This window comes from Microcystis sp. LEGE 08355 (assembly GCF_015207185.1).
In the GTDB taxonomy this organism is placed as follows: Bacteria; Cyanobacteriota; Cyanobacteriia; order Cyanobacteriales; family Microcystaceae; genus Microcystis; species Microcystis panniformis.
Map to the genome: position 1 here is coordinate 1 of NZ_JADEXI010000110.1, position 10,719 is coordinate 10,719.

6 protein-coding genes and 1 pseudogene are annotated in these 10,719 nt (G+C 36.2%); 5 read left to right on the forward strand and 2 right to left on the reverse strand.

All coding sequences use genetic code 11. The features are described 5' to 3' along the window. Window positions 1–128: 128 nt before the first annotated feature. From IQ242_RS25975 to IQ242_RS07945, 4 genes and pseudogenes are all read left to right on the forward strand, one after another. Window positions 129–627 (forward strand): annotated as a pseudogene (locus IQ242_RS25975) (IS1 family transposase); the annotation flags it as partial. 361 nt (window positions 628–988) lie between these two features. Next, complete coding sequence (locus IQ242_RS07935) at window positions 989–2,782, forward strand: NAD(P)/FAD-dependent oxidoreductase (RefSeq protein ID WP_193959587.1); 1,794 nt, start codon at window positions 989–991, stop codon at window positions 2,780–2,782. Between the two features lie 70 nt (window positions 2,783–2,852). Next, a complete protein-coding gene (locus IQ242_RS07940) occupies window positions 2,853–4,658 on the forward strand; it encodes an NAD(P)/FAD-dependent oxidoreductase (RefSeq protein ID WP_193959588.1) in 1,806 nt (601 codons plus the stop codon). A 51-nt stretch (window positions 4,659–4,709) separates the two neighbouring features. Beyond that, window positions 4,710–6,470, forward strand: coding sequence for an NAD(P)/FAD-dependent oxidoreductase (locus tag IQ242_RS07945; protein WP_193959589.1), 1,761 nt, complete (start codon window positions 4,710–4,712; stop codon window positions 6,468–6,470). 147 nt (window positions 6,471–6,617) lie between these two features. Here the strand turns inward: IQ242_RS07945 and IQ242_RS07950 are convergent, their stop codons facing one another. Beyond that, the gene (locus IQ242_RS07950; protein ID WP_002766667.1) at window positions 6,618–7,580 is read right to left on the reverse strand and encodes a DUF1702 family protein; all 963 of its coding nucleotides are present in this window, start codon (window positions 7,578–7,580) and stop codon (window positions 6,618–6,620) included. Between the two features lie 16 nt (window positions 7,581–7,596). Next, entirely contained in the window at window positions 7,597–8,694 is a 1,098-nt protein-coding gene (locus tag IQ242_RS07955; protein WP_002766668.1) for a fatty acid desaturase, read from the reverse strand. A 420-nt stretch (window positions 8,695–9,114) separates the two neighbouring features. Here IQ242_RS07955 and IQ242_RS07960 point away from each other — a divergent pair, with 420 nt between their 5' ends. After that, window positions 9,115–10,458 carry an acyltransferase gene (locus tag IQ242_RS07960; RefSeq protein ID WP_193959590.1) on the forward strand — a complete coding sequence of 448 codons (1,344 nt, stop codon included), beginning with the start codon at window positions 9,115–9,117 and terminating at the stop codon, window positions 10,456–10,458. Window positions 10,459–10,719 lie beyond the last annotated feature (261 nt).

Below are 10,719 nucleotides of genomic sequence, written 5' to 3' on the forward strand. Positions count from 1 at the left end.
AAAGGCATTTGGCGATTTTTTTCAATTGTCTTTTATCTAGAGCGAACTAATCAATTAAGTCTCTTGCCAGATAAGGATTTAGTCGATTTATGCCACCTTATCCAACCATACCAAGTAACGAAGAACCATTAATCATAGAATGCGATGAGTTATTTACCCTGAGAGAAGCCGAAGGGTGGTCATTCGTATTTTGTCAGAAAATCAAGGTATATATTTGGTTAGCTATCGATAGAACTACGCGAGAAATTATTGGTTGCTATGCGCGGAGATAGGAGTCGTCAATCAGCCAAAAAACTTTGGGGCCAGTTTACCAGGTGTTTACCGACAATGCGCGGTTGCTTACACAGACTTTTGGGAGTAATATAAGACAGTAATTCCCAGTAAACGTCATCGACCGGTCGGTCAAGAAACTGGTCAAACTAATCCTATTGAAAGATTAAATAATACCTTTCGACAAAGGATTTCTCGGCTGGTGAGAGAGAGTCTATCTTTCTCTAAAAAAATGGAGAATCACGTTGGGGAACCCTTTCGTATTTTATCCATGACTACAATGCACAGCAAAGCAAAGGATTAAGCCGCCATCACTACTACCGAATCACCACCGGGAAAAGTTTCCATACCAATTAGTGAAGTGGTACGAGGACTAATCAAAAAATAGTCTCCCTAGAGAGCTTTGTGAAGCCGGACAGCACTGTCAAAGATTTACTCCCCAATAGCAACCCCTACACGACCTTAATTTTTCTTCGGTGCAGCTTCCGGCAGATTAGCTTTGGCTCTCAGAGTGCAGCAGGAAGTATTTTTGTGGTCAGCTACTTGACACCCCACTCCTGAACCGTTACACTAAGTCAGAAGCAGTTAGTGTTTTTGTGGTTAGCTACTTGACACGTCCCCCTGAACGATTATATATAGTAAATCAGCAGCAGGTGATGTTTTTGTGGTTAGCCCCCTGACCTCCCCCTGCAACGGTTACATGAAGAGGTAGCAGTTAATGAATGTTAGTGAAAATCTAGTGTCTGTACCAGCAAAAGTTTATGATGTCGTTGTTATGGGGGCAGGATTTGCCGGTGTCTGTCAAGCAAGACATCTTTTACTAAAGGTTCCCAATCTTCAAATTGCTTTAATCGATCCTCGCTCCTTGGAGCGGTCAGATAAAGACCTAAAAGTAGGAGAATCAACGGTCGAGATTAGCTCGATGTTTATGTACAAAGAGTTAGGGCTTTACGAATACCTCATCGAACATCATTGTCCTAAGCATGGACTCAGTTTTCATTGGCCAAAAAATCAATCTCAAACCGAAAGTTGTGAAGATTACTTTCATATCTGGACAGCCAGTCCACCTCCTTTGGAAAGCTTTCAGATTAATCGAGCTAAATTTGAGCAAGATGTTCTGAAAATGAATTTAGAAATGGGAGCAGAATTCTATAATGGTCGTGTTGCTGATGTAAATTTAACTGTTCAAGATGAGTTGCATACTGTTAAAGTTAAACTAGCTAAAGAAACAGTTGAACTGAAAGCTAAACATCTTATTGATGCAGCTGGTCGTTCTTTTATTCTTGGCAAGAAAACAGATAATTTAATGTTTGATCCTGAGCAACTTTATGGAATTAATACCGGCTCTTCATGGCTGCGGGTTAAAAACATAGATCGGACAATTCTTGACGATGGATATGACCCTGCTAATAGTGCTGCTAGTCGCTATTATACAACGAATCATTTTTTTGGTCATGGGCATTGGATATGGATGCTTCCAATTGAAAGGAATGAAAGAGAATTATCGATCGGGATTGTTTATCATAAAAATATTATTCCGACTTCTGAAATCAATAAAATCAATAAATTTAAAGCCTTTTTAAAGGCTAATCATAATTTGGTTTACAACATTATCGAAAGTGGTGAGACAGTTGATTTCCATAATTTGCCCAGATTAGCTCATATGAGTAAAAAAATAATCTCTCAAGACAACTGGTATATTTTAGGTGATGCTGCTCATATGTTTGATCCCTTTTATTCTTCTGGGTTAGTTTTGACTGCTTTGAGTATTGAAAGTGTCACTGAAGCAATTCGTTCCAAGCTAGCTCAAGAACCAGACGCTCGGCAAAAACAAGCTGACTTTAATCAGTTTTTATTGACGAATGCTAGAACCTATAATTTCTTTTGTCAAAAGCATGAGAAACACTTAGGAAATGCTTCTGTCATGAGTTGGAGAACTTATAGTGAAAACATGTTATGGTTTGGTGTTTTATTGCCGATGTATGTGGGTAAGTGGTTTCTCAACTCAGAATTTATCAGTCATTTTGTGAAGATAGCCAACTTTTTATTTTTTGCTCAAAATAGTTTTTTTAATAATTTGCATAGACACTTTGATGAGTTAGTTGATGATCAAGTTCATATTGGCTTAATGGATTTTACCCGCAATGATCAACTGTTATTTGGTTATCGAACCAGTAAAGAGTTTGATCATTATTTAGGAAATACTAAGTTTGAACCCCTACGGTGTAATGTTTTTGCAGGAATGAAAGCAACTATGTTTTACCTGAGCCTCTATTATCTTAAATTTCGTTTTAAAAGCTATGGAATCTTAGGAATGTTATCTCCTCGTTCTCTTTTCTACGTTTTTCAACTCCTGTCTTTATCTGCTTACCTGGCCATGGGGGAAAAAATTCATCTATTTAAGACCCGTCACCTTCCCGATAATACCTTCGTTGAAAAAATGAAAAAAGATTTTAAAAATTATAAGTATGAGCCTAAGCTACAACCTTGGGGAGAAAAGGCACAAGCTTGAAGGAAAACTTGAGTTTTTAAGCACTCTTAAAGTACAGTTAACCTAAACTTAAAAGGAAGGTAAAAAAAATATGAATTTTGCTCAAATGGACATTGCCCCCTCAAAAATTTGTCAAGAACAAGTTTATGATGTTGTCATCATGGGAGCCGGGTTTGCTGGTATTTGCCAAGCTAGACACTTGCTATTAAATATTCCAAACCTTAAAATTGCGCTGATTGATCCTCGCTCTCTTGAAAGGTCGGTCAAAGATTTAAAAATAGGGGAATCAACGGTTGAAATCACCGCTATTTTTCTGTTTAAAGAACTCGGACTTTATGAATATATGATTGAGAACCACGCACCCAAGTACGGACTCAGTTTTCATTGGCCAAAAAATCCAGAAAAAACGCAAACGCCTGATGACTATTTTCATATTTGGATGAACCGTTCTCCCAGTATTGATAGCTTTCATATCAATCGAGCTAAATTTGAACAAGATGTCTTACAGATGAACCGAGAGATGGGGGCAAAATTTTATAATGGTCGTGTTGTCGATGTAGAACTAACTCCCAAAGATGAGTTACATACTGTCAAAGTTAAACTCGATCAAGGAGAAATAGAACTAAAAGCAAAACACCTGATAGATACAGCTGGTCGGCGCTTTATCATTGGCAAAAAAACGGATAATTTAATTTTCGATCCTGAGCAACTTTATGGAATCAATACTGGCTCTTCGTGGCTGCGCGTTAAAAATGTAGATCGTAGCATTTACTATGATAACTATCGGCCTTCAAATGGTGGTGCTAGCCGTTACTACACAACGAATCATTGGTTTGGCCATGGTCATTGGATATGGATGCTTCCTATTGACAGAAATGAAAAAGAATTATCTATTGGAGTTGTTTACCATAAAAACATTATTCCTCTCAATCAAATCAATACTTTAGATAAATTCACCAGTTTTCTAGAGGCCAATCAAACCATTGTTTTTAATATTATTAAAAGTGGTGAGATAGTTGATTTTCATCATCTACCGAGACTCGCTCATAATAGTAAAAAAATTATTTCTGAGGATAACTGGTATGTTTTGGGGGATGCTGCTCAAATGTTCGATCCTTTATATTCTCCAGGTTTAGTATTAGCAGTTTTAGGTATTGAATCTACTACAGAAGTTATTCGTGCGAAGCTAAACAATGATGCTGACGCTCAACAAAAACAAGAGATGTACAATAAATTTTTAGTCACCAATTCTCGTTCTTACAATCAAGTTTATCGTCATCATGAAAAACATCTGGGAAATGCCAGTGTAATGAGTTGGCGAATTTATCTTGAGAACATGGTCTGGTTTGGAGTTTTAATTCCTATGTTTGTCGGTAAGTGGTTTTTAGATTTTGACTTTATCCAGAAATATTTAGCCATTGGTGATATTTTTTTCTTTAGTAAGAAGAGCTTTTTTTCACAGATGTATGAGGAGTTTGATCAATTAGTTGAACGCAAAGTTAACATTGGAATGATGGATTATAGTCGCATGGATCAATTAATGTGGGGTTACGGTCCTCTAAAACACGCTGATGATTATCTTGAAAGCGAAAAATATGAGCCAAAACATTGCAATGTTTATGCTGGCATGAAAACAGCTCTATTTTTTATGGCCATGTTCTATATTAAACTTAGATTTAAAGCTTATGGCGTTTTAGGGGTGTTAGCTCCCCGTTGTTCTTGGCGAATCATGCAACTTTTATTGTTCTGCTTAATGGCAACAATTGGCGAGAAAATCTATTTGTTTAATCATCGTAATGTTCCTGATAATACGATGATTGAAAAAACGAAAGAAGAGTTTCAAGCTTATCAACATCAACCTAAGTTAAATCCTTGGCATAAGCAACTAAGTGTTTAGTCTTCTTTAGATTTTTCAAGAAAACTTTTAGTCAAAAAAGGAAAAAGATTCATGAATAAAACTCAACAGCAAGTTTATGATGTTCTTATTATGGGAGCCGGTTTTGCGGGAATTTGTCAAGCGAGGCACTTGTTATTAAACCTCCCCAACATTAAAGTTGCAATTATTGATCCTCGGAGTCCAGAAAGGTCAATTAAAGATCTGAAAATTGGCGAATCAACTGTAGAAATTAGTTCAATGTTTATGTGTAAAGAGTTAGCTCTCCATGAATATTTACTGGAGAATCACGCACCTAAGTATGGACTAAACTATCACTGGCCTAAAAACCAAGCTCAGACCAAGAGCGTCAATGATTATTATCATATGGGTTTTAATCGTACCCCTTTAATTGATAGTTTTCATATTAATCGAGCTAAATTTGAGCAGGATGTTCTCCAAATGACACAGGAGATGGGGGCAACTTTCTATAATGGCCGTGTTATCGATGTAGAATTAACTCCTTGTGATCAATTACATACGGTAACCGTAAAACTCGATCAAGCATCTATCGAGTTAAAAACTAAGCACGTTATTGATGCAGCTGGCCGTCGTTTTATTATTGGGAAAAAACTTAATAATGTAATTTTAGACTCTGAAGATATGACTGGTATTAATACGGGTTCTGCTTGGCTTCGAGTTAAGAACATTGATCTCAATATTTTTGATAATATTTACAATAAAATTAACGGGACAGCTAGTAGTTACTATAGTACCAAACACTTTTTTGGAACTGGACACTGGATTTGGGTTCTTCCAATTGATACCAAACAAAAAGAAATATCTATCGGCTTGGTACACCATAAAAATTCTATTGCAGCCAACCAAATCAATACCTCAGAAAAATTAAAAAGTTTTTTTAAAGCTAACCACGAAATTGTTTATAATCTTATCGAGAGTGGGCAATGTATTGATTTTAATTATCTTCCTCGCTTGGCTCATAATAGCAAGCAACATCTTTCCCAAGATAACTGGTATGTTATTGGTGATGCTGCTCAAATGTTTGACCCATTATACTCTCCTGGGTTAGTCGTAACAGCACTGGGAATTGAATGTGTGACTGAAGTAATTCGAGCTAAATTAGCCAAAGAACCTGAAGCTGAGAAGAAGCAAGATATGTATAATAAATTTATGGTGGCGACAGCTACTTCATATAGTCGGCTCTACCAAAATCACGAAAAACATTTAGGTCATGCTAGTGTAATGAGTTGGCGGATTTATATGGAAAATATGTTTTGGTTTGGTAACTTAGTGCCTATGTATATTGGTAAATGGTTTCTGGATTTCCACTTTATCAATGAACATATCAAAGCAATTGAATTTTTGGCTGGTCCCCAAAATAGTCTTTTTTCTGATTTGCATCAACAATTTGATCAATTGGTGGAGTGTGATGCCAATTTAGGGATTATGGATTTTGCTCGAACTGATCAATTACTTTGGGGTTATGGACCTAGCAAATATTTTGATAATTTTTTAGAAAATTCAAGACTTGACCCTCATCAATGCAATGTGCTTCTTTGTTTAAAAAATACATTTTTCTTTTTGGCTGTTTTTTATTTAAAGCTTCGTTTTAAAGGGTTTGGAATTTGGGGGGGATTTGCTCCTAAAACATGGATACGAGTTACACAATTATTAAGTTATTCTTTTTACATTGCTATTGGTGAAAAAATTTATCGGTTTAAAGTTCGTCAATTAAACCATAAAACTTTTATTGAAAAGATGCGCCAAGAGTTTAAGACCTATCAATATCAACCTAAATTACACCCTTGGAATTAACGAACTATACTAAGCTGTTAAGCATCTAAATTAGTCTATGGGGCGGGATAAGGGAACGGGAAACTGTAAATGCGTCTTAGCTTATCTCTCCCTTCTCTCCTGTTCATCATTCATAATTCATGATTTTCTAGCAGGATTTTTGAGAGTTTACCGCGTTAATTGGGAACGGATGGCTTCACGCCAAGTTTCAAAAATCGGCTGTTCAACTAATACTGATTCATCGGGATCAATCTTTATTTCTTTGGCAATATGTAAGGTTAATTGTCCAACTTCTTCAGTTGACATATTACAGAGAATAGAACAAGCCAAATCGTTATGTTCAACGATATTATCAGCCGTTAAACGACACTTAGCAGCTAGAGCAGAGCCTAATGCTAAATAAGAAACGTGAGACTTTGCTGATTCTTTTAAAAACTCGATCTGTTTTTGATTCACTCCTCCAGCATAGGTACAAGCTAAACCTATTCCACTCCAAAGGTCAGCATGACGGGAGTCAGGAAAATTTTGTAATTGATCAACAATTCGCATTACATCTGCATCGTGCATGAACCAAAACCAACGACCTAGCCCACGATCAAATGCTCTTAAAAAATAACCATCAAGGCCATAAGTGACTTGGTGGATGACACATTTTTTCCATTCAAAAATTCCACGACAGAAGGCAAAACCATCTATAGCCCACCAACGATAGAAAGGAGGCATTTGCGATAAAGTTTTATGAATATTTTTATGGAGTAGGGCAATACTAAAACCAGCACCTACATGGATTAGTTCGGGATATTGAGCGGCAGGTCTTTCCAAAAATTCTTGAAGTCGTGAACGCTTACCCAAAGCAGTGTAGTCAATCATTGCTAAACCCATGCCAGCACCTTCGTAAGCAAATCCCCGTAGGTTACGATTGTATCCATCTAGTTCGCTGATGAGTAACGGAGAAAAACCAAATTCAAGAGCTTTATTATAGCCACCAAGAAAGCCAAAAGCTGACTTTTTTACTTGCTGTCTGCCGAGTGTTTCAGGTTCAGGAAAATCTGTATTCCATTTTTTATTAAATAATTCAACGGAGCGACCCATTAAGAGTCGGCGTAATAATCCTCCAGAAATTTGAAACATTTTATTTTCCTATTGGTTATTTGGTTAAACAAGGTTTAGGACGGGTAACTAATTGAGTTCCTAAGGTATCAGTAAAGGTAGTCTCATCTTTATAGTGGATAGGGGTTTGTAACATTAAGCGCCATGCTTCTTGTATCGGAATAAGGTTAAGCTTCTCGGGAAATTTTTCTATTAAAAGCTGCTGCACAAGCGGATAGTAATCTGAGTTTATTGTCGGAAAAACATGATGTTCCGTATGATAAGAAAAATTAACATGAAGATAATCAACAATCCGAGGAACGCGAACCGAGAGTGTAGTCATTAGACAATCATCAGTTTCCGACATAGGACAAAGCATATGATGGGTGTAAAGGTAAGACATAATCCCAGTATAACCAATCCATATTGGTAAAAAATAACCGAGTAAAAGTTTTACAGGATGAAATTGTAAAAAAATAATAATACTCAGATGGATTATAAAAATAATTAGTAGTTCAATTGTAATAACCTTTCGTTCTTTGGGATAGACTTTAAAGGGAGCCGGTCCATACCCCAATAACTCATCATTAAATAAAATAACAGAAATAAGATTGCGAAAAATATAGATACCCCAGACATTACACGTTCCTAAAACTAAACTCAATGTTTTGATTTCTGAAGACGGAACAAACCACTCCTGAACTAATTTTCCCCAACTATTAGGTTGCTCGAACAAATAACGGCGATCAGGGTCCTTAAGGCTATTAGTGTTTTGGTGGTGTTGGCGATTGTGAAGTGCATTCCAAAAAGTAGGAGGTAGCCAGGTCATCATAAAACCTAATTGATTCACGATTTGTCTTAAAAATCGGTTTTTGATGGTTTTACAGTGCATGAGTTCATGAGTAATAAACATCAAAGCCATGATACTATTGCCCATAATTAAAGCTAAGGGAACAAATAACCAGAGAAAATACCAAGGCCATCGATCAAGGTAGGACGCAGTTCCCCAACCTAGAAGCAAAATGGCAACATTAATCCCTAAAATAAAGACCTTGTTAAGGTCAGGAACAAAAGCCTCATCAGGAAGTAAGGGACGCAAGAGTTTGGCGTACTCTCCCTGTTTCATCAGTGAGTTAAGATTAACGTTATTTTTCACGAACTAAACTCCATTCGCTTTGCCAGAGAGGAATTTTGCAGAACTGTCCCACTCCTCCCCAAAATTATAGTGTAGCGGCGTGATGTCATAATGTCAAGCGTACTACTTGTTCAGTCTTGCGGGCTACTTGTTGAGGGCAGGACAATTCAACCTACTCGTCCATGCCCTTGTTGGGTTCACGCCGAAGGTGCGATGCGGCGCTTGTCACACCTAGATCACGCCTCCTGAGTCGGTAGGCTGGCAAAAGCGGACTGAGTAACCTGGTTGACTGCGGCTGCAGTTTCCGTCTCCATTACTCGTGCGACTAAAAACTGGCAGGTTTGATCGACGTAGCTAGTGATCGCCGCTTAAAAATGGCAAAAAAGAGATATAATTAGGCTGAGATGTCTGTAAGCGTTCACGGAGGCTACGAAGTTAGTGATGAAATCAGAAACCTTTATGGTTCAAAGCAATCACCATATTCAACAGGTAATAACTTGTGGTATCATAGATCAGTTATTTGCTAATCTTCCTATTAGTGTTGTCTTCTTCTATAAAGAAAGTGTTGAGTCCAATATATTAACAGATTCGTTAAAAATAGTGTTAAGTGATTTTTCCATTTTTGCAGGGAGATTGAAAAAAATAAACAACAATTTATGTATAGATGCTAACAATCAAGGAATAATTTTCTCAATTACTAAAGATGACTCTTCATTAGATCATGTTATTGAGGACCTTCCAAAAATCAAGAAAGAAAGGCTTGTTAATCTAATTAATCCCCAAAAAGTAATATCTAACCAAAGCCCTGTAATGACTATAAAACTGACCTATTTTGCTTGTGGAGGAATGAGTCTTGGGATTTCCTGGCATCATTCTATTGGCGATATGCACACATTTATGCAACTGATGAAAGCTTGGTCAAATTCAGTAAATGGGAAAAAATATGCTGCGCCACTAATTGTTGAAGAAAGAGATTTGTATCTCCAAGAAAAATTAAAAGACAATAACAACACTATTCCTAGTGTTAGATATTTAAGCATTAAAGAATTGTTTAAATTAATATTTTACATATTTTCTTCTGGACAAAATAAGTTTTTATTACAATTTTATTTTTCAAAAAATGAATTAAATAATATGAAACAAGCATTTTTAGAAAATACCAAAAAAAGTTTGTCTATAAATGATGCATTGTGCGCGCATCTGTCTAGTATAATCTCCGAAGTCGATCAATATCATAAAGAAAGATACCTGTCAATAATAATTAACTATAGATCCCGAATAGAATTACCAGAAAATCTTTTGGGAAACTTTATTTCAACGATTAATGTTGCAGCTAGTGATACTGTTAATGTTTTCCAAATAGCTAAAGATTTAAGAGAATCAATTAATAATTTTCAAGAATTAAATATGAATTTTTTCTCTACCCAAAAATATATTGAAGAAAAAGGAGGCACAAAAAAAATCAACAGGTTTGTTAGCGAAGGAATTAATCCACTCAAAAGAACATTGTTTATTACTAGCTGGGTCAACTTTGGCATTTATGATATAATATTTGAGCAGTCAAAGCCATTCTATTTTAGTTATTTTGGAGAGCCTCCTTTTCCTTGGATATCAGCAATGACTGAGGAATTTTCCAATAATGGTGGATTAATTTATTCTGCCTATCTACCGAGTAAATTGGCCAAAAATTTAAAACAAAATGAGAATTTACAAAGAATCCATAAATATCGCGATCAAAAAGAAGTCATGCCAGAATTAGTCAGAAAATTAGAATGGCTTTACTAAAACATCATTACCCACCCTGAAAAGTATTTTCGCAGTCTTTGGGTTAAACATAGAATCTCAGTCATCTCAAATTCCGTTGGCAAAACCCAGTTATAATCAGGGACTACTAAAGTCGTCACTACGAACAAAAAATCGGCTCTTCGGGAATTGTTATGCAAATAATTAACTTAAAATAAAATTCGATGAGAGCAACTACGCTCAAAAGTAGCTGAAATTCATACACGAAAGGACTTAAAGCACTAATAGGTTAATACCAAAAGA

Coding starts and splice junctions, on each gene's coding strand:
- IQ242_RS07950 (WP_002766667.1), bottom strand. CDS start 7,580: ATGTTTCAAATTTCTGGAGGATTATTACGCCGACTCTTAATGGGTCGC.
- IQ242_RS07960 (WP_193959590.1), top strand. CDS start 9,115: ATGAAATCAGAAACCTTTATGGTTCAAAGCAATCACCATATTCAACAG.
- IQ242_RS07940 (WP_193959588.1), top strand. CDS start 2,853: ATGAATTTTGCTCAAATGGACATTGCCCCCTCAAAAATTTGTCAAGAA.
- IQ242_RS07945 (WP_193959589.1), top strand. CDS start 4,710: ATGAATAAAACTCAACAGCAAGTTTATGATGTTCTTATTATGGGAGCC.
- IQ242_RS07935 (WP_193959587.1), top strand. CDS start 989: ATGAATGTTAGTGAAAATCTAGTGTCTGTACCAGCAAAAGTTTATGAT.